Annotated in this window: 16 protein-coding genes; 8 read left to right on the top strand and 8 right to left on the bottom strand. The window is 71.6% G+C overall.

The features are described 5' to 3' along the window. The first annotated feature begins 64 nt into the window (after nucleotides 1-64). From AC3EQ1_RS03030 to AC3EQ1_RS02995, 8 genes are all read left to right on the top strand, one after another. Nucleotides 65-805, top strand: a complete 741-nt coding sequence (locus AC3EQ1_RS03030) for a TetR/AcrR family transcriptional regulator C-terminal domain-containing protein (RefSeq protein WP_432092650.1) — start codon at nucleotides 65-67, stop codon at nucleotides 803-805. Between the two features lie 791 nt (nucleotides 806-1,596). Then, a complete protein-coding gene (locus AC3EQ1_RS03025) occupies nucleotides 1,597-2,610 on the top strand; it encodes a LuxR C-terminal-related transcriptional regulator (RefSeq protein ID WP_432092649.1) in 1,014 nt (337 codons plus the stop codon). Between the two features lie 1,007 nt (nucleotides 2,611-3,617). Next, nucleotides 3,618-3,920 (top strand): hypothetical protein, encoded by a 303-nt coding sequence (locus tag AC3EQ1_RS03020; protein WP_432092648.1) that lies wholly within the window; start codon nucleotides 3,618-3,620, stop codon nucleotides 3,918-3,920. Next, nucleotides 3,913-4,926: a 2-ketoarginine methyltransferase gene (locus tag AC3EQ1_RS03015; RefSeq protein ID WP_432092647.1), complete on the top strand. Its 1,014-nt coding sequence runs from the start codon at nucleotides 3,913-3,915 to the stop codon at nucleotides 4,924-4,926. The genes AC3EQ1_RS03020 and AC3EQ1_RS03015 overlap by 8 nt, the downstream gene beginning before the upstream one ends. Next, entirely contained in the window at nucleotides 4,923-6,029 is a 1,107-nt protein-coding gene (locus AC3EQ1_RS03010; RefSeq protein ID WP_432092646.1) for a beta-methylarginine biosynthesis bifunctional aminotransferase, read from the top strand. The genes AC3EQ1_RS03015 and AC3EQ1_RS03010 overlap by 4 nt, the downstream gene beginning before the upstream one ends. 285 nt (nucleotides 6,030-6,314) lie before the next feature. Next, a complete protein-coding gene (locus AC3EQ1_RS03005; protein WP_388855099.1) occupies nucleotides 6,315-6,950 on the top strand; it encodes a class I SAM-dependent methyltransferase in 636 nt (211 codons plus the stop codon). Between the two features lie 17 nt (nucleotides 6,951-6,967). After that, on the top strand, nucleotides 6,968-7,162 hold the full coding sequence (locus AC3EQ1_RS03000; RefSeq protein WP_351515319.1) for a hypothetical protein: 195 nt from the start codon (nucleotides 6,968-6,970) through the stop codon (nucleotides 7,160-7,162). Nucleotides 7,163-7,392: 230 nt separating this feature from the next. Continuing rightward, nucleotides 7,393-9,264, top strand: a complete 1,872-nt coding sequence (locus tag AC3EQ1_RS02995) for a hypothetical protein (protein ID WP_432092645.1) — start codon at nucleotides 7,393-7,395, stop codon at nucleotides 9,262-9,264. Between the two features lie 106 nt (nucleotides 9,265-9,370). On the opposite strand, the gene AC3EQ1_RS02990 is transcribed toward AC3EQ1_RS02995, so the two are convergent. The 8 genes from AC3EQ1_RS02990 to AC3EQ1_RS02955 all read right to left on the bottom strand — a co-directional run bounded on the left by AC3EQ1_RS02990 (nucleotide 9,371) and on the right by AC3EQ1_RS02955 (nucleotide 18,148). Next, the gene (locus AC3EQ1_RS02990) at nucleotides 9,371-10,318 is read right to left on the bottom strand and encodes an AMP-binding protein (RefSeq protein WP_432092644.1); all 948 of its coding nucleotides are present in this window, start codon (nucleotides 10,316-10,318) and stop codon (nucleotides 9,371-9,373) included. Next, nucleotides 10,315-11,562: an ATP-grasp domain-containing protein gene (locus tag AC3EQ1_RS02985; RefSeq protein WP_432092643.1), complete on the bottom strand. Its 1,248-nt coding sequence runs from the start codon at nucleotides 11,560-11,562 to the stop codon at nucleotides 10,315-10,317. The genes AC3EQ1_RS02990 and AC3EQ1_RS02985 overlap by 4 nt, the downstream gene beginning before the upstream one ends. A gap of 266 nt (nucleotides 11,563-11,828) precedes the next feature. Further along, on the bottom strand, nucleotides 11,829-13,076 hold the full coding sequence (locus tag AC3EQ1_RS02980) for an MFS transporter (protein ID WP_432092642.1): 1,248 nt from the start codon (nucleotides 13,074-13,076) through the stop codon (nucleotides 11,829-11,831). Between the two features lie 141 nt (nucleotides 13,077-13,217). Next, a complete protein-coding gene (locus AC3EQ1_RS02975) occupies nucleotides 13,218-14,381 on the bottom strand; it encodes a DegT/DnrJ/EryC1/StrS family aminotransferase (protein ID WP_432092641.1) in 1,164 nt (387 codons plus the stop codon). Between the two features lie 55 nt (nucleotides 14,382-14,436). Then, nucleotides 14,437-15,387 carry a CGA synthase-related protein gene (gene blsF, locus AC3EQ1_RS02970; protein WP_432092640.1) on the bottom strand — a complete coding sequence of 317 codons (951 nt, stop codon included), beginning with the start codon at nucleotides 15,385-15,387 and terminating at the stop codon, nucleotides 14,437-14,439. Between the two features lie 3 nt (nucleotides 15,388-15,390). Next, nucleotides 15,391-16,386, bottom strand: a complete 996-nt coding sequence (gene blsE, locus AC3EQ1_RS02965) for a cytosylglucuronate decarboxylase (RefSeq protein WP_432092639.1) — start codon at nucleotides 16,384-16,386, stop codon at nucleotides 15,391-15,393. A gap of 12 nt (nucleotides 16,387-16,398) precedes the next feature. After that, nucleotides 16,399-17,604, bottom strand: a complete 1,206-nt coding sequence (locus AC3EQ1_RS02960) for a hydroxymethylcytosylglucuronate/cytosylglucuronate synthase (protein WP_432092638.1) — start codon at nucleotides 17,602-17,604, stop codon at nucleotides 16,399-16,401. Then, nucleotides 17,597-18,148 carry a hypothetical protein gene (locus tag AC3EQ1_RS02955; RefSeq protein ID WP_351515310.1) on the bottom strand — a complete coding sequence of 184 codons (552 nt, stop codon included), beginning with the start codon at nucleotides 18,146-18,148 and terminating at the stop codon, nucleotides 17,597-17,599. Before AC3EQ1_RS02955 ends, AC3EQ1_RS02960 begins: the two co-directional genes overlap by 8 nt. Nucleotides 18,149-18,687: the final 539 nt, after the last annotated feature.

The raw sequence follows: 18,687 nt of genomic DNA, 5'->3' as shown, positions 1-18,687 counted from the left end.
AAATATTTTCCGGACGGCGGCACGGGGTTGCCCGGGAGTGCCGTCGGCTGATCTCATCGGGTGCATGGCATCGGACGACACGGCCGCACGCGGCAGGGGGCGGCCGCCCAAGGTGCTGCTGGACGCGCCGATCATCGTGGACGCGGCCCTGGCGCTCTGCGACGAACACGGCGCCGAGGCGCTGACCGTGCGGAAGCTGGCGGCCCGGCTCGGTGTGGACCCGTCGGCCCTGTACCGGCACGTCGCGGACAAGGACGAGCTGCATCTGCTCCTGGCCGACCGGCTCTTCGCGGAGGTCCTGGAGTCCTTCGAGCCGACCCCCGGCGACTGGCGGGCGACCCTGCGCGATCTGGCGGTCGGCAGTCGCGATACGGCCCTGCGGCATCCGGCCGCCGCGGTCGTCGCCACCTACCGGACCACGCGGCGGCCCGCGGAGATGCGGATCGTCGAGCACATCCTGACGGCCTTCGCGGAAGCCGGCTGCGACCCCGAGCAGTCCGCCCTTCTGCACCGTGTTTACGGGGACTTCACCCTCGCCTGGTCCGGTATGGACGCCGCCTTCGCGACCCTCGACCCGGCGGCACAGGCGGGCGACGAGGCGGCCTGGACGCGTGACTACGTGGCGGTCGACCCGTCCAGCCATCCGGCGATCGCGCGCACCTCGGCCCACATGGCGACGATGACGGGCGAGCGGGTCTTCCGGGCGGCGCTGGAGGTGCTGCTGGACGGGCTGGAGGCGCGGACCGGGCGGACCGGGCGGACCGGGCAGGGCGGGCCGGCCGGTCGGAGCGGTCGGCCCGGCTGACGCAGGGCACCGGCGCGTCCCTTCGGAAGCGGTGCGGTCACCTTCGGCGTCTTGTGCTCTGATGCCTGCACGCGTGCCCCTGATGGTCGACCCGTCGCCATGACGGCGTCGACGCACTCCCGTGCTGCCGCTCGCCGAGCCTGTCGTGAACGTGGCCCGGATCGGTCCTTCGGCCCCGCCCGACAGGTGTCCGGACTCGGCCGATCTCCGGTGGGGGCCTCGTGGCCCGACCGCTCCGCCATTCCAACCGAGCATTCGAGGTCAGGGAGTTTTCGCAGTTCAGAGACGGTGGGAGCGTTCGAGCGTCCCCGATGGGCCGGCAGATCTGGTCAGGGGGCGGAGCGCGGAGCAAGCTTTGGTCATCCCCGAACGCCGCCGGCGGAGACCGGCCGGACGGCGTACCGGGCCATGCACCTGTGACGAATCGGATCAACCATGTCTGCCTCCATCGGGCGAAGCCGCCTGCCCGCGGCCACCACCGTCGTCGACCTCGCCGCATCCGGCCCGCGGTTCACCCGGGCGGCACATCCGTCGACCGTGTTACCGCTTCCGGCAGTCTCCCGGCGGCTCGCAGTCGCGAGCGGCCGGACCACGGCCCGGTTCGTCGCGCCCCCGCAGCGCCGCCGCAAGGCTCCGCGCCGCCACCGTGCCCTCGGGGCGCGGACGGGCGGACACCCCGTCACCACGGCCGATTCCCTCCCCGGGGACACCGGGGCGACACTCGACAAGATCCACCGCGGAGCCAGGGCTCACTAATATGACCCGAACGGGGCACCGCGAAGGGGCGACGTATGTGCGGAAGTGACTGCGCAACAGGTGAAGCAGGCAGGACAGGACTCTGTGAACGAGGGCTGAAGGCCTACGAGTCCGCGATCAACGAGGGCGGCGTCTCCGGGGGCGTCCCCGAGTGCGTCCTCGGGCTGGGGCTGCTGCGCCCCGACCCGGAACAGGCCGGCAGGTTTCTCGCGGTCTCCCCGGACGTCGCCTACGCCAACACGGCGCGGCCCATCGAACGCACGATTCAGGGCCATCAGAACGCGTTAGCCGATGTCCTGCTGGCCATCGACGGGATACGCCACATCCACAGCAAGGCCCACCGGCAGCGGGTGGCCCCGGTGGAGCTGCTGGACGATCCGGCCCTGATCGCTGCCGCGCTGGAGCGGGCCGTCCAGTCGTGCCAGGAGGAGCTGATCACCGCGCAGCCCGGCGGCGGCCGGTCGCCCCAACTGCTCAGGCAGGCACTGGAACGGGATCTGGAGCTCAACGAACGGGGCGTCGTGCAGCGGACGCTGTACCAGCACACCGTGCGGACGCACGGCCCCACGATGGCCTACATCGAGCGGGTGACAGAGGTGGGGGCACAGGTCAGGACGCTGGACGAGGTGTTCGACCGGGTCATCATCTGTGACCGGAGGATCGCGTTCATCCCGGGCGAGGGCGACCGCAGCGCGTCGGCGCTCACCGTGCGGCACCCCGGGCTGGTCAACTACCTGGCCACGATGTTCGAGTACATGTGGGCGCGTGCCCGGTCCGTCGACCCGAGGACCGTGACCCAGCGGTCCCCGCTCATCAGCAACGAGATTCGCAGCGCGGTGCTCCGGCTCATGGTGGACGGATTCACGGACGAGGCCATCGCCAAGCGGCTGGGCATGAGTGTGCGCACCGTGGCCACCCACATCAAGAAGACCTCGGACGCGCTGGGCAGCCGCAGCCGGCCCCAACTGGCCTATCTCATCGGCACCACCGGTCTGCTCTCCGGGCCGGGCAACTCACTGTCCGGTGCCGAGGAGCGGGAGGACCTGTGACCGCGTAGGGCCCCGGGCCGCGTCCGTGCGCGGACGCGGCCCGCCGTCCGCTCCGCGGCCCGCCCCCGCAGCGCCGCCGAAAGGCTCCGCGCCGCGGCCCGCCTCCATTCCGCGGTCCGTCCCCGCTCCGTCCCAGCGCCGCTTCTCGTTCCGGGGGCGCGTCCGCATGCGGCTTCTCGCCCGTGGGCCGCGTCCCCGCTCTCTCTCCGCGCCCCCGTGCCCCGCCCGTGCCCGGCCTGCGCGAACCGGCCTTCGCTGCATGGGGATCGGCCGTCACGACGCCGGAGCGGGTGCGGGTGAGTCCCGGAGAAGCGGCGCTCCCGGCCGTGTACGACCCGCCCCGACCCGGGACGGACCCTGCACTCCTGTCCGTTATGTTCCACTTGCATTGATTGGGTCACCTCTTGTCGGCCCTTCATGATTCGGCAATGCAAGTCCTCGCCATTTCCTCTTCGGGTCATGAGCGGGGCCGTCCGGATATCGTCAACGACGCGACATCGAACGAGAAAAAGAAATGTGGGATCTCATGCGCAACCTTTTCGCAGTGGCTTGCATCTTCCTTCTGGCGATAGTTGGCCTGTCCACGCAGAACCTGCACCCGGACAATTCTTCGGCACTCCGGGCCGCCGGCAACCAGTCGGACGACTCCGCCTGGGGCTGAGAGCCGCTGACGCAGTGAGTCGCCCGGTACGGGGAGAGACGGCCCACGGGTTCGCAGAGGGCTTCGTGACCGGTTCCGCGGCCCCGGCGGACGGCGGTACGCCGACGTCGTGCACGCGGACGGAGTGTCCCGGCAGCGCCCGGACCACCGCTCCTGGAACCCCTGGCGCGGCGCCGCGGCGGAGTCCGCTCACCCCTGGACTAGCCCGCCCGGCCCCTCCGGCAGCATCGCCGCCCCCGTCGTTCGTACGCGGGCGAGGCCGGCGGCCGGAAGGCAGGAACGCTCCTGGAGGAGAGCCTCACAGCAACAGCAACAGCCATCCCGACGGGGCGAACAAGGAGGACTGATGCCGACCATAGAGTTCTTCGGCTCATCACGCGAGGAACGGGACGCACTGGAGCAGCGGGTGCGCGGGCTCCTGGCGGGAGAGACGTTCCGCGAGGATTGCGTTTTCGTCACCGCGGCGGATTCCCGCGTCCTCGACTGGCAGGGCCGCAGCCGCCCGTTCATCCGCGTCAGCACACGGTCCGAGGCGCGCGCCGACCGCTTTCGGAAACTGCTGCATCACACCTGCGATCTCGAAATCGTCCGTATCGACTTCCGGCCCAAGGCCGATGGTTCACCAGATGAGGGGCAGCACAATGGATGAGGGATTCGAGCTCCGGCTCATCGAGGCACTGCAGCCCGTCCGTGGCTTCGCGCTGGCGCAGGGCCTCTACCACCTGTTCAGCAGCGGGCTGTACGACCGCATCGCGGAGGGCCCGCAGGCGGTACCCGAACTGGCCGCGTCCCTGGAACTCGACGCGTCGCGCACCGCCGGATTCCTGCGGTACCTCGCCAACGAGAACTACGTGGCGCTGAGCGGCGACACCGTGACCCTCACGGAGCACGGGCGTGCCCTCGGGCCGTACCGCCCGTGGTACGAGCTGCTCATCGGCGGCTACGCGCAGACGTTCCAGCAGATCACCGACGTCCTGCGGGGCAAGGGCTACGCCTCCCGCGACGGCCGGCTCGTGGGCATCGGCAGCTGCGGCATGAGCGCCTACGACGCGCTGCCGCTCGTCCGTGAGCTGATGTCCGACCTGCCGGCCGCGCCGGCCGCCGTCGTGGACCTCGGCTGCGGCGACGGCACCTTCCTCACCGGCCTGATCGGCGACTCCGGCACCGTCACCGGCATCGGGGTCGACCCGTTCGCCCCGGAGGAGCGGGGAACCGACGGGCTGCGCTTCGTCCGCTCCGGCGCCACCGACTACGTCCGCGACACCGTCGCCCCGGACGCGGAGCCGGACTCCTCGCGGCTCTGTCTCGCCGCGTTCCTGCTCCAGGAGATCCTGGAGCAGGAAGGCCGGGGCGCGGTGGTGGAACTGGTCCGCGCGGCCCTCCGGCACTCCGGCCATCTCGCCATCGTCGAGGTGGACCACCGCCCCGCCGACCCGCAGGTCATGCGGCACGGCCTCGGTCTGGCCTACTACAACCCCTACTTCCTCCTGCACGTCCTCACCGAACAGAAGCTGGAGACCGACCGGTTCTGGCAGGACCTGTTCGAGGAGGCCGGCGCCGCGGTGGTCTCGCGGCGGGTGGCCGACCCGTCCGTGGACTCCACCGGCCTGGAGATCGGATATCTGCTGACCCGGCAGGAAGGTGCCGCACAGTGAGCCTGACGCCGCTGGGGCAGCGCCTGGCGACGGTCGCGGCCTCGCCGGAGGAGCCCTGGGAGATCCTGGCCGAGAACGTGCCCGTCTGGCCCGAACCGCCCGGCCTGCAGACGGTCGGCTGGGAGCTGGACGCCCAGTACCCCCCGAGCCAGGGCACCGACGAGCTGCTGGAGGCGCTGTGCCTGCGGCAGCGGGAACAGGGCGTCGACGTCGGCGCCGACTCGCTCCTGGTGACCAACGGCGCCTTCGACGGGCTCGGACTGATCGCCCGTCACCTCTTCGGGAGCGGTGTGCGGCGCGCGGTGTGCGGTGGCCCCGTCCTGCTGAGCGTCGCCGACCTGCTGGGGTCCGTCGGGCTCGACATGGAGGTGCTGGACTGGCCCGCCCTGGTCGGGGAACGCTCCTGGACCGCCCTCGGCCCCGGAGACCTGCTCTACGTCAACTCCCCGCACAACCCGACCGGCGTGTGTCTGGACGAGGCGACGGCCCGCGACCTGCTCGACGCGCAGCGGCAGCTCGGCTTCACGCTCGTCCTGGACCTGGCCTACGACTCCTTCGTCCAGGACCCCGCGGCCTGCGCCACGCCGCTGGCGCTGGTCGAGGACTGGCGCGGCGTCTACGGCCTGAACAGCTTCTCGAAGAACTACGGCGCCCCCGGGCTGCGGGTCGGCTGGATCACCGGCGAACCGCAGGAGGTGGCCTCGCTCACCGCGCGCATGGAGTGGGAGCGCATCGCCGTGTCGACACGGGCCCAGAACCAGGCCGCCCAGCTGTGCAAACTGGGCAACCAGTCGCTGACGGAGCGGGTGCGGACCGGTCACCGGCTGGTGCTCGACTGGGCCCGGGTGCACGGCATGCGGGTCTCCGCCCCGCAGGGCGGTACCCATGTGTGGGTGGACCCCGGGGTGCCCGACGTGGAGGTGCTGGCGGACGTGCTGATGGCGGAGCACCGGCTCGTCGTCACCACCGGCGCCCACTACCACCCGGCGGACCCCCGCCACATCCGGGTGCCGACCGGTGTCGACCCCGCTGTGCTCACCCGGTCCCTGGAGACCATCGCCGCCGTCGGCGTGCGGCTGCGCCGTACCGCGACGGCCGGCTGACCGTCGCGGCCGGCCCGCGGGGTTCCGCGGTGCCGGGCGCAACGGCGCCCCGGACCCACTCCGGTGGCCTTTGCCCGAATTTGGGAACGCTGCATGTTCCCGCAATGCAGATTGCCCGGCCCGCGCATTCCGGCCGCCCGCCCCGGCGCGCGGCTACGGTGAAGCAGAACCGGCCGATAGGTGCCCGGACCTGCATCGTGGCCTCATTTGCGATTCCTTTCCCTGAATACGCGCCGACATCAGTGCGTCATTTCCCGCAGTGATCCTCGAGAGTAAGGACAGATCGTGAAGCATCCCGCCCAGCCCGCAGCACCGGACATCGCCGTCAAGGACTCCGACGGCGAGAAGACCCTGTACATCGACGGTTCGCAGGCCATGCAGGAGTGGGAAGCGCCGCTGATGCGCCGCTCGGCCGAGGTCCTGTGCCGCGACGGCGGCGTATTCCTCGAGTGCGGCCTCGGTTTCGGCCTTTCCGCCGTGGCGATCGCGGAGCAGCCGAACGTGAAGAAGCACACCGTCGTCGAGGTCTACGACGAGGTGATCCAGGACTTCAAGAAGTCGGCCCCGAACCTCCCCGGCAACCTGGAAATCGTCCACGCGGACTTCTTCGAGTACATCGAGTCGATCCCCACCGGGACCATCGACGGAATCATGCTCGACCCCTGGCTCCCCAAGGCGATGCGGGACGACGCCGAGTGGTGGGACACCCTCATGCGTGAGCAGATCACCCGCGTCCTCGCCCCCGGCGGCCACTTCATGTCGTTCTTCGTGACCGAGCCGAAGCTCGAACCGCGCTGGGAGCCGTACTTCGACGAGATCCTGATCGAGCGGCACGCCTACGACAGCTACTCGACCACCAGCTACCTGGAGGGCAGGCCGTCCGGCATCGCCTATCTCCAGCGCTTCACCAACCGTCACTGAATTCAAGGAGAAAGAGCATGTCGATCCACTTCACCGGGGTGGCGAGCGATGTCGAGGTCAACATCGGCGGCAAGGCGAAGTACCGGGTACTCGCCGTTTCCTGGGACGACGAGAAGAACCTTCACCGGTACCTGATCATCGCCAAGGAGCGGCCGATCTGGGTGCCGGAGAGCGACGTCACGGCGTTCTTCCCGGCGCCGGTGACCGAGTAGCGGCGGGGACCGGAAGCCGGTCGGCCGGCCCGTTCTCCCACGGGCCGAGGTCGTGACACATGCGGCGGGGGCGGTGAGCAGGACGCCCCCGCCGCCTTCCTGTGTGCGACCGGTCCGCCCGCTCCTGCCGCACCCGCCCGCACTTCCCGGAAGGGCTCCGTTCCGGATGAGCTCCGTCCCGGAAGAGCTCCTTTTTCCGGAAGAGCGACGACTCGACGAGGATGACCACCATGCCAAGTTCACCGACCGAGGTATCCACGACACTCTTCACGCCCGTCGACGAGGAGGCCGCCTACGCCGAAGCCGTCGCGCGGTTCCTCGGCTCACCGTGCCCGGAGGCCGTTCCGGTGTGGGTGGGCGGCCGCGCCGATCTGCTCTCCGCCGTGCGGCTGGCCGCCGGGCTCTACCACGGCATCGCCCGGCCGGAGCCGTACGCGCGGGGCGTGCTCCTGGGCGGCGACGAACTCCCGGCGGGACTACGGGCCTTGATGGCGCCGCTGGCCCTCCAGTGGCTGGACGAGAAGGAGCTGAGCGCCGAGCTCCTGCAGAGCGCCCCCGGCGGACGGTCCCTGCTGGTCGTGGCGGCCTACCCGCGGCTGACCTCGGACCCGGTCCTGGAGATCGTGCGGCGGGCCCGGCCGGGCGAGGGCCGACGGGTGGCGTTCCTGACGGGCCGGGACGCCGCGTCGCTGGCGTGGTTCACCGCCAAGCAGTTCTGCCGCCCCGCCCCCGGCGTCGACGCCTCGGGCCTGTTTACCTCCACCGACCGCCCGGAGGCGCTCGGTGCCGTGGAGGTCTACGACGACCGCGCCCTGGAACGCCGGGACATCGGCGCCGAGCTCCTCGGGAGGCGGTGGCGGCGGGTGCTCCTCCAGGGGCACGGGCGCGACGACTCGGTCAATCTCGCGGACTTCACCGTCTGCGGGCTCAACTCCGAAGCGCCCCGCCGGCCGGATCTGCTCGGGCCGCGCTGCGCCTACGGGCCCGACTGCTACAAGCCCAACGAGAAGCTGATCCCCCTGAACCGGGTCTCCGCGGTCGAGATCGTGCTGAGCTCGTGCAACAACGGTCCGTTCGCCGACGCCGTGGCCTACGACCCCAAGTACCAGCTGATGCTCAACGCGATCGACGGCGCGGCCCGGGACGTCGTGGCGGCGCCCACCGTGCACGACTCGGCCCGCCCCGAGAACACGGCCTGGATGAACGCGGTGGCGGCCGGTTCCCCCTCCGTGACCGGTCTCAACACCGCGATCTCCGGCGCTCAGCCGGACCCCGCCTACTGGCACTTCGGCATGGCCGACGACCGGGGCAGCGAGCCCCGCCCCGTCCCGCAGGTCCCCGACCCGCTGGTGCTCTCCACGTCCGCCCGGCTGACCGCGTACCTCGCCGGCGGCCTGCTTCCGGAGCGGCACGCACTGCGTCCGCGGCTCACCAGATTCGCCGGCAAGGTGGAGCGCTGGGTCACCCGGCAGGCGACGGCCGCGGAGGGCGAGCAGGCCATCCTGCGGGCGCTCTCCGACGACCTCCAGTCCCTCGACCACGTGATCAGCCGGCAGATCGTGGAGAACCCGGAGACCGAGTTCACCGACTGCCACGCCCACTTCGGCCTGCGCAGCGCGGTCGCCCCGGAGTCCGTCTCCGAGGTGCGGTGTCCCTGCGGCCGGCCGGCCCGGCAGTTCGTGAAGCGCGCCCTGGTCCCCACGGCGCTGGACACGGTCTGCACCGTCTGCATCCGGTGCGGCGACATGGCGTACCGGACCGACGGCGCGCCCGAGGTGCGGGTCGAGGCAGCGGGCGAGGAGGTGCGGGCGGGGGAGACGCTGCACGCTCGCGTCCGGGTGCGGTCCGAACGCCGCGGGCCCGTGAGGATCGGCATGTTCGTCCCCCGTCACCTGCGCTCGGACTGCACCGTGACGCCGTCCGCGAGCAAGATCCGGGCCGCCGCCGGGCAGTGGCACGAGGCGGAGTTCTCGCTCGCCGTCGACGCCGGAGCACACCCGCAGGCGTACTACTTCACGGCGTTCGCCGTTCAGGACCTCGGCCTGTCGGTGGCGCGCTGGGACTTCGGTGTCCTCCCGGCCGGCGGGTCCGCGGAGCGCTGAACGCCCTGGGGCATCGGCGTCCTTCCGCGGGCCTGCCCGCGGAACGCCGAACACCGTCCCGGAAGCCGGACCGGCTTCCGGGACGACGCATGCGTGCCCGCTCCCGTCAGGCCGTGGTGTCCACCACCCGGCAGGAGGCGGCTTCGGGCGCTCCGACCTGGACGAGGTGCCCGTCGAAGCCGCCGCCGATGAGCATCTGACAGATCTCCGGTGCCAGGTCCTCGCCTTCGACGACGAGGGCCCGTAAGGACGCGAAGCCCCCCGCTTCCGCGCGTACCCCGTGCCGCAGGGCCTCGGCCGGCAGCGCCAGTGCGGTGACGCCCCGCCGGCTCAGCTCCTCCCGCAGCCCCCGTTCCAGCAGACACGCCAGCGACGGCAGCACCACGAGGTGCGCCCCGTGGGCCAGCCCGACCCACAGGGACAACTCCACGGCGGACAGCGGCACATCGCCGAAGTATCCGAACCGTTCGCCCCGCAGGTCCGGGCTGTTCCGCTCGTCGGCCCACGCCTCGACCTGGGCCAGGACGTCCGTGTGGTCCACGATCAGCGCCCGGCGGGCCGCCCCGGCCCGCGCCGCCGGAGCGACGACATGCGAGGCCGTGGCCAGGCGCGGGTTGGGCGGCGCGTGGTGCGCGGCGGTGTCCGGGCCGGCCTCCGCGAGCGGGATGACGACCACGCGCGGACACTGCTGGGACGGCGGCGGGGGCGTGTCCGTCAGACAGCGGGTCGCACCGGCCATCCGCATCGCCGGCGCGCTCGGGCCGGCCGGATCACAGGTCTCCACCGTCACCAGGACGGCGCCCCGCTTGAGGATCCCCAGGACGGCCGCCCAGCTGCCGGGGGAGTGGGCCACGCACAGCGCGACCCGGTCGCCGGGCGACACGCCGTGCAGCAGGAGCAGCCCGGAGACCGCGTCGGAGAGCTCGTCCAGCTCCCGGTAGGTCAGTGCGCCGTCGGCATCGCTGACCGCGGGCTGCTCCGTGTGCTCCGCCACGGTCCGGGCGAACAGCTCCGGCAGGGTAGTGACGTCGTCGGGGACCGTGGCCGTCGTCATGTCGTCACGGGCTCCGTTTCGATGGTGAAGTGCTCCAACACATTCTGCATCCGCCGCTCGACCTCGGCTACGGTGGCGCCCGCGACATGCGCGAATCCCGACGAGGCGTGGGAGGCGCGCGGCGGCGCCGCGACGTCCCCGACGGCCAGCTTCAGCTGCACGCCCAGGACCCCGGGCAGCCGGAGCAGCTCCTCCTCGGTGCTGAGGCTCACCACGCGTCCCGGCGTCACCGGCAGCAGCAGGTCGCCGACGGCCTGGTTCTCCGCGTAGGTGAGGTCCGGGGTCCGGCCGAGGTAGGTGTCGAGCGTCGCGCGGTGGATGTCGAAGCCGCGGGACAGGCCGTGGTTGGCCAGCACCTCGCAGCCGGTGATCCGTGCGGCGGCCTCGCCCACGCACAGCGTTCCGTCCTCCATCAGGAAGCACTCCGCGTGGAAGTAGCCGTGGTCCAGGCCGAAGCCGTCCACCAGCTCCTGGCACACCGACCGTACGTCCAGCGGCAGTTCCTCGCCCGGGGCGTAGGTGATGTTGGCGTTGATGGCCCCTTCCAGGACCTCCAGGATCGGCACCGGGTTCAGGGACAGGTAGGCGTCCACCACCTTGCCGCCGAAGACGAGCGCACACAGCTGGTACTCCGTGCCGCGTATGTACTCCTCGGCCATCCACCGGCGGTCGGGCGCCAGTTCCGGAACGTGTCCGAGCTCGTCCGGGCCGTCGATCCGGTACGTCCCGATGCAGGCGAAGGAGTCCATGGGTTTGACGATGACCGGCCACCCCTGCTCCTCGGCGAACCGGCCCACCTCGGCGAGCGACTCGACCCTCCGGTAGGCGGCGCACCGCAGCCCGAGCTCGGCGAACCGGTCCTTCATCGCCGTCTTGTGCCGGACCCACGCCACTTGCTGCTGCGTGAGGTGCGGCAGCCCCACCAGCGCGGCGAACGGCTGGGCCACTTCCTGGTGCGGCTCCTGGGGGTTGCAGAAGTAGGTGGGCACGTGCTCCAGCGTGCCGACCCAACTCAGGTAGCGCTCCGCCTCCTCGGCGAGACGGTCGTCCTCGGCGAGGAACACCGGCAGATGCGCCGTACGGTCCAGGTACTCCTGCGGCAGGTCCTTGAGGGCCGAGGTGAAGCGCAGCAGCACGATGTGCACGTCGTCCCGGTCCAGCACGCTGCGGGCGAAGGTGGAGGGCCTGCCGTCCACCAGCAGCACTACCGGAAGCGCGGATGTCTCGGGGGCTGAGCTCGTCATGAGGGACTCCAGTTCATGGGCGGATGGGGATGCCGGCTCGGTGCCGGCCCGGGCGTCGGCCGAGGGGCCGCCCCGGGGCGGGTGCGCCGGAGACCGGTGGTGACGTCGATGCGCGTCACGCGGCGTCGGGCGCCGTCGTGGCGGGGCAGGCGGGGACTGCCGCCCGTGCGCCACGTTCCGTCTGTCGTCGGCCGGTGGGGCGGGCGCCACCGGTGTCGATGGGAAATCCGGGAGGGGGCCGCGTCGTCAGCCCCGTTTGTGTCTCCTCATGTGTCCCGTTCCAGGGAGGCCGGCTCCGCCGTCGCGGCGCCGGACGGCTCCTCCTCGGCCACCGCCGCCATCCGGTGGCGTACGACGCAGGCCAGCAGGGTCGCGCAACCGCCGCTCAGCACGCCCAGCACGAATCCGGCGTGCCAGTCGAAGCGGCCGATCAGCACCCCGGCCGCCTGCGAGCCCACCGCGCCACCGCCGGTGGTGGCGGTCAGCACCCAGGTGAAGGCCTCGGACACGGTGCCCTGCAGCGCGGCCGAGCCGACCAGTTCGTACAGGACGGCGGTCAGCGGGGCGATCGAGGCGCCCTGGAACGCCATGGCCACCGCCATCGACCAGGTGTCCCAGGCGAGCAGGGGACCCGCGGCGGCCAGGGTGAAGGCCGCACTGGCCACCGGCAGCTGATGGCCCTTCGACGCGGCGAAGGACCGGCTGCCGAACCACAGCCCGCCGATCGCCCCGCCGACGCCCGAGGCGCCGAACAGGAACCCCACATCGCCTGCCGATCCGTGCTCCTTCGCGAAGGCGGCCAGTGCCAGGTTGAGCACCCCGAGGGTCAGCGCGGACAGGGCGAGCAGCAGAAGCAGGATCAGCAGCGGCCGCGAGCGCAGGGCGCCCAGCAGATCGCGGCGCGCGACCGGCTCGGCCTTCCACTGCCGGGAGGCCTTCGTGGTCGCGAGGCCCAGGCCGCCGAGGCCGGACAGCACCCCGCCCACCACGGTGGCCGTGCCCGCGTCCCCCACCGCCAGCAGCAGGCTGAGCAGCAGGGGCCCGCCGATGACGAAGAGTTCGGCGAGAATGGACTCCAGCGAGTACGCGGTGGAGCGTTCGTCCCGGCTCAGCGGCAGGGTGCTCCACAGCGCCCTGATCACCTGGCTGACCGGGGGGATCGTCCCGCCGGCCAGGAAGGCCAGCACGAGCTCCACCGCTCTCGGCCCGGACGCCGCGTACACCGAGCCCGCGAGGGCCAGCGGATGCACGATCGCCGTCAGCACCAGGACGGGTGGCTGGCCGTGCCGGTCGATCCGGCGCGCGATCACGGGACCGAGCGCGGCCGTTCCCACGGTGTACGCGGCCAGCACCAGTCCGGCCGAGGCGTAGCCGAGCCCCGTGTCCAGAAGGTGGAGTGTCAGCGCGAGGCTCACGAGATACAGCGGCAGCCGGCCGACGACACCCCACAGCACAGGGCTCTGCACGAGGCGGTGGCGCAGCAGATCGGTGAACCGGGAAACGCCTGAGGACACGTCTCTTCCTTCGACGAGGCGGGGATGCGGTCGGGAGCGCACGGCGGCAACGGCCCGTCTCCCGCGACCGGACGGCGCCGGAACGGGAGTTGCCCTGAAGGGGCATCGCGGGAAGCCGGCGAGGTCCGCGCTGCGGGAAAGCTACAACGCGGCCAGAACGGCTGCCACTTCCTTGGCCGCCTGGGCCTGGGCGCTCTCGTCCAGCTCCGGGGCCAGCGGCAGGCAGAGCGTCCGCCCGAGCAGGTGGCGCGTGGTGCGGAAGCCGTCCCGGCTGACGGGGCGGTAGCGCTCCGACCCGTCGTCGAGGTTCCACGGGAACCCGTCGGCGTAGATCGACACCCGGTCCCGCACCACGGGGTGCTCCGGCAGGAAGTACTTGTCCAGCGTCCAGCACGGCAGGCCGCGTTCGGTGAGCTCGGTCAGCGCCCGGTCCCGCAGCTCGCGCGACTCCAGCTCGATCCGGACGCTCACCTTCACGTCCCCGTCGGTCCGTGTCACCTGGCGGATGTCCGGGCGGTCGGGCAGCGCCTCGGAGGCGAGCCGGTGATGCCGCTCCAGGCTCGCCAGGATGCCGTCGAGGTGGCGGAACTGCTGGAGCTGGACCGCGGCCACCGCCTCGTTGGCGCAGAAGTTCTCACCGTAGAACGCGCCGTCCCGCCAGGCCGGGTACTTGCCGTGCTCCCGGTCGGAGCCGTGGTCGTGGTACGAGCGCAGCAGCTCCCAGTCGTCGGGGTCCCGGACGACGACGAGTCCGCCCTCGCCCGAGGTGAGCACCTTCGCGTGGTGGAAGCTGAAGGTGCCCGCGTACCCGACCGTGCCGGCGTGACGGCCGTCGGCGTGCCGGCCGCCCATCGCCTGGGCGGTGTCCTCGATCAGGTAGGGAACGCCCTGGGGGAGCGGTCCGACCATGCCTTCCATATGCGCGACGATCACCCGCTGCGCGTCCGCGGGCAGCAGGGACGCGTCCAGGGCGAACCGCTCGTCCACGTCCACCGGCACCGGCACGAGACCGCAGGAGAGCACGGCGCCGGCGACGGCGACGAAGGTGACGGCCGGGATGTGCACCGGATCGCCTGCGGAGGGCCGGGTGCCCATGAGGGCCAGCCGCAGGGCCTCGGTCCCGTTGTGGACCGCCAGCGCCCTGGTGGCGCCCAGCCGCTCCTGGACCAGTTGCTCCAGCCGGTTGGACACACTCGGGCCCGAGGAGATGTACCGGAAGAGCGACTTGCCCTCGACGGCCTGCCGGAGCTCCGGCATCTCGCTCCAGTCGAGGTAGTTGGCCCCGTAGGGCAGGGTGCGCAGCAAGGTGACTCCAAGAGATCGGTGGGGGCGCCGCGTCGGGCACGTCGGCGGCCCCGGTTCACATGGGGGCGAGCAGCAGCTGACGGACTCTGCGGGCGATGCGCTGTCCGCCCCGCCGGTCGTCGCCGGCCGCCTGCTGAGCGGTGTCGGCCCAGCGCGCCAGCTCCTCCGGCGCGTCCAGGGCGCCACGCAGAGCTTCGGCCTCGGCCGTCCGGTGGGCCGGGTCGCCGCTCAGCACGACCAGGGGCGCGCCGGCGGAGCCGAGCACGTCCGCGGCCTGCTGCTGGACGGCGCCGGACGGGGGCAGCACGGCCAGCGGGATCCGCGCCGTCTGCGCCAGCGTCACGCCCGTGAGGGCCGGTGAGGAGACCAGCAGGGACGCGTCGGCCAGGGCCCGTTCGGCCTCCGGACCGGCGTCCGTGAACACCGTGGTGTCCGGCAGCAGCGCCGTCACCGCGTCGGCGAGCTGCGTGCTCCCCGGGCCGGACAGGTGCACGGCGAAGGCCGGGTGGCCGGCGTCCGTGAGCGCCGCCCCGGCGTTGCGGAGGAGACGGGTGCAGTCCTCCGCCGCTGCCGCGTCCGGCACGGCCAGCCGGATCAGCGCGCCACGGCCGTGGCGGGCGCGGACCGCGCGGGGCGGTGCGACCGTCCCCGCCCGGTGCACGCCGCGTTCCGGTGCGTCCGGGAGCCAGCCGGGCCGGTGCAGGCACCGGATCCGGGCGGAGGGCCAGCCCTTCGCGGGCGGAACCCCGGTACCGGACACGAAGACCACCGGGGTGCCCGCCCGCTCGGTGTGCTCCGCGAGAGCGGTGTCGTCACAGATGACCGCCACGTCGGCCCGCGCGTCCGGCGCCTCGGTGCCGGAACCCGCCTCCGAGCCGTCCACCAGCTCGACTTCGGTCAGGTGGGCGCAGATCCAGCGGAGCACGGTCTGCGATTCGGGGTCGCCCGGCAGGGCGGCCGTCAGGACCTTCAGTCCCGTCCCCGCGGGCGTGAGCCGTGTCCCCATGGGTCAGTAGCTCCATTCCGGGACCGCGCCCATCCGGGCGAGATCGTCGCTGTAGCCGGCGGCGGTGGCGGAGCAGCCGTCGCACAGGGTCGGGCCGTTCACCTTGAACGCGTCGGCGTGCTCGCGGAACACCGGACTGTTCAGCTCCACCTTCCCGGAGCCGCCACGCAGCGGGGCGCCACCGGGGCCGGCGTCGTCCTCGGAGTGCGGCAGGCAACTGCAGGAGAAGGCGCGGCCGTTCTTGCCGTCCAGGTAGATGACGTCGTCGGTCACCAGACACAGCGGCCCGGAGGGACGGGGAGTGATCGACTCCTCGAAGTAGGCCTTCTGCTCCTCGGGGGTCTCGCCGTAGAACCGCTTGCCCAGCGGAACCAGCGTCGTCCCGGGGTCGGCCCGGTAGATGGGCTCGCACGCCTCCAGGACATCGGCGGGGTCGGGATAGGTGATCTCCCGGCCGAGCTTGATGGCCGACAGCTCCCACTGCTTGACGCCCGCCTCGGTGAGCACGCGCTGGAGCTCGGGCATCTGGTCGTAGTTGTGCGGGCCCACCACGCTGTTGACCCGGGGGAGAATGCCCAGGTCCCGGGCCCGCTTCAGGCCCTCCAGGCCCGCGTCGAACATGCCGGGGGAGCGCCGGTACACATCGTGCGTCTCCCCGGAGGAACCGTCCAGGCTCAGGATCACCTGGGCGAGGCCGGCCTCCGCGAGCCGGTCCACGAAGCGCGGCAGGAACATGCCGTTGGTGATGAGGGACATTCTCATCCCGTGCTCGGCACCCATGCGCACGAGTTCCAGGACGTCGCGGTGCATCAGCGGCTCACCGCCGGTGAACCGCACATATCCCACCCCGGCCTCGATCGCCTCCGGCAGCAGCTCGGCGAAATCCTCGGGTGAGAACCGGTAGGTGTCACGGGACAGCGCGTATTCACACATGAAGCAGTCGGCGTTGCACGCCTCAAGGATGCGAATGAACAGATACTTGTTCCGAGGGGTCTTCATGGTTCCCTACTTTCAGGCGACAGCGGCCGCGGCCCAGCGGGACAGAATTTCGTCCGCAACACGCTCGGCGCCGCCGAAGTCCTGGGCGATGCGAGCGAAGGACGGGGCGCCGTCCGCGAGCAGCGCGAGGCCTTTTTCGAGGTCGGTGGTGAGCTCACGGGTCACGACGTCGCGCAGATGGTTCGCGCAGGCGGTGGCCAGGCGCGCACGGATGCGCTCCACCGCGTACTCCTCGCCCTCGCGGTGCCACGCGTCGATGCTCGCGCGGGTGAGCACCTGGAGGGGCCAGGAGGTACGCAACTGCGCGGAGCAGGCGTGCTCGACCAGATCTCCGTTGAGTACCTGGCTGAGGTTCTGAGGCGGCAGCAGCACCGCGCTCCGGCCGACCGCCGCGATCTCCAGGATGGTGGTCAGCCCCGGTGAGGTCATGATCCGTCCGGCGCTGAGCAGCAGATCGACGAACTCGTCGTGAGCACACCGCCGGACGTCCACGGTCATCGAGCCGGGCGAGGGCACCACGGTGTCCGGCGCCAGATTCCCGGTGATGACCACCCGCTCGACGCCCACCGCCGACAGCGCGTCGAGCGCGGGCCCGAGCACCAGCCGCTGATACGAGTCATCGGTACTTCCGGTGACCGGGGAGTGCAGCCCACCGAGGTTCAGCACGGCGAGACCGGCATCCCGGCCGGTGGCCGTGTCCTCCGCCCGGAGCGCCGCCCGGGACAGGCCGGCGGAGTCGGGCACGATCGGCGGAACCCAGGTCAGGTTCCGCACCCGGCCCAGTGCCGACTCGGCGGCGGGCGGCAGCGGCAGCGTGCGCTGCGCGCAGTAGAGCTCGACGTCCCCGGGCACGGGGTCGTGCTCGGTCCACAGGAACGGCAGGCTGTCCACGTAGATCACGGGGCAGCCGGCGTTCTGCAGAGCCGTGGCCAGCTCCGGGTCCAGGACCACCAGCGCCAGATCCGGCGCCAGTTCGGCGACCAGCACATCCACCGCGTGGGCGTCCGAGGCGTCCACGGTCCGCCACCGGGTGATGCCCAGACCGCCGAGGACCGGTCGCCCCAGCTCGGTGCCGATGCCGGTGACCTCCAGCTCCGCCCGCGAGCCGAGGGCCCGCAGCACACTGGAGAGTTTGCCTGCGCTTCCCCACCCGAAGTTCACCCCGGAGGCCAGGATCCGCAGGGGGCGCGCACCTGCGCGCACCTGTTGGTCAGACATGGCCGATGGGCTGCTCGGCCGCCTCGTAGCCGTTCGGGAGCGAGGTCTTCGGGTAGCCGGCGACCGGCTCGGTCACCCGCGGACTCCTCGGCGAGGCGGCCGCCTTCTCCACGGTGGTCATGATGTCGGCCAGGCTCTCCTCGGTGAGCTCCTGCGGGAGCCGGCACCGCGTGGTGCTGGTGACCTCACCGATCCCGGCCACCAGGGCGGGTGCGGAATCGCCCTCCTGGAGCAGGACGATCGGAACTCCCAGTGCGGACGCCCAGCCCATCTCGATCATCACGCCGGGAGACGGCGGATCCCCGACGATGACGCACATGACATCGGCGTTCGCCACGGCGAGGAAATCCGCCGGTGTACAGATCTCGGGTGCAAGCCAGGCTTTGCCCCACTGTTCATTCTGGTGCGCGTTGAATACCGCGTGTCCTCGGTCAATGAATGCCTGACGAAGCGTCTGCAGGTATTTCTTACGACCCGGGTCCAGCTCTCCGGTGGACCAATCCATCCACTGCGTGTAAGGAGCAGCGAGAAAGACATACGACATGTGCCTGACACCTCCGTCCTTTTCTGCCGCCGTTCGCGGATGATCAGGACATCCCGTCCCGCCTGTCGGGGACAAGAGGGGAATGCGGGCATGACTCTGCAGGGCACAACATGAAGGGGGGACGCATACCCGGAATTGACCATGCAGCAGACGAATCGGACACATGGGGGGCCGGGCGTTCCCTACCTGCTCCCATGAACGGGCACTGAAAGACTACGAGTTCGCGACCGGCCGCACTCCTGGTCGGCGCTCCCGGCGCGGCTGCGGGCCTGAGTCGGCCCGTCCTCAGACGCCCGGGAGTGGACCGGTCCGCCCTCCGGCTCGGGCCCGGCAGCGGGACCTGTCCGCGCGGAACCCGCCACGGCGAGTGGTGCGCTCGCCGACGGGGCCACTGACCCCAGCGACCGATGCCCTGAGGACGGGTCACCGGCGGTAGAGGGTCGAGCACCTGAGGACGGCCACCGGCGGTAGAAGGCTGAGGCCCTGAGTGCAAGTCACCGGCGGGAGGGGGCGGGGCCGCAGGGGTGGGGGGTTCCGGA

The sequence above is a fragment of the Streptomyces sp. bgisy100 genome (assembly GCF_057709105.1).
This window is presented reverse-complemented; position numbering and strand designations above follow the sequence as displayed.

What these genes read in the sequence shown, in the direction of transcription:
- AC3EQ1_RS03030 (WP_432092650.1), top strand. Translation starts at nt 65, where the DNA reads ATGGCATCGGACGACACGGCCGCACGCGGCAGGGGGCGGCCGCCCAAG.
- AC3EQ1_RS03025 (WP_432092649.1), top strand. Translation starts at nt 1,597, where the DNA reads ATGTGCGGAAGTGACTGCGCAACAGGTGAAGCAGGCAGGACAGGACTC.
- AC3EQ1_RS03020 (WP_432092648.1), top strand. Translation starts at nt 3,618, where the DNA reads ATGCCGACCATAGAGTTCTTCGGCTCATCACGCGAGGAACGGGACGCA.
- AC3EQ1_RS03015 (WP_432092647.1), top strand. Translation starts at nt 3,913, where the DNA reads ATGGATGAGGGATTCGAGCTCCGGCTCATCGAGGCACTGCAGCCCGTC.
- AC3EQ1_RS03000 (WP_351515319.1), top strand. Translation starts at nt 6,968, where the DNA reads ATGTCGATCCACTTCACCGGGGTGGCGAGCGATGTCGAGGTCAACATC.
- AC3EQ1_RS02995 (WP_432092645.1), top strand. Translation starts at nt 7,393, where the DNA reads ATGCCAAGTTCACCGACCGAGGTATCCACGACACTCTTCACGCCCGTC.
- AC3EQ1_RS02990 (WP_432092644.1), bottom strand. Translation starts at nt 10,318, where the DNA reads ATGACGACGGCCACGGTCCCCGACGACGTCACTACCCTGCCGGAGCTG.
- AC3EQ1_RS02985 (WP_432092643.1), bottom strand. Translation starts at nt 11,562, where the DNA reads ATGACGAGCTCAGCCCCCGAGACATCCGCGCTTCCGGTAGTGCTGCTG.
- blsF (WP_432092640.1), bottom strand. Translation starts at nt 15,387, where the DNA reads ATGGGGACACGGCTCACGCCCGCGGGGACGGGACTGAAGGTCCTGACG.
- blsE (WP_432092639.1), bottom strand. Translation starts at nt 16,386, where the DNA reads ATGAAGACCCCTCGGAACAAGTATCTGTTCATTCGCATCCTTGAGGCG.
- AC3EQ1_RS02960 (WP_432092638.1), bottom strand. Translation starts at nt 17,604, where the DNA reads ATGTCTGACCAACAGGTGCGCGCAGGTGCGCGCCCCCTGCGGATCCTG.
- AC3EQ1_RS02955 (WP_351515310.1), bottom strand. Translation starts at nt 18,148, where the DNA reads ATGTCGTATGTCTTTCTCGCTGCTCCTTACACGCAGTGGATGGATTGG.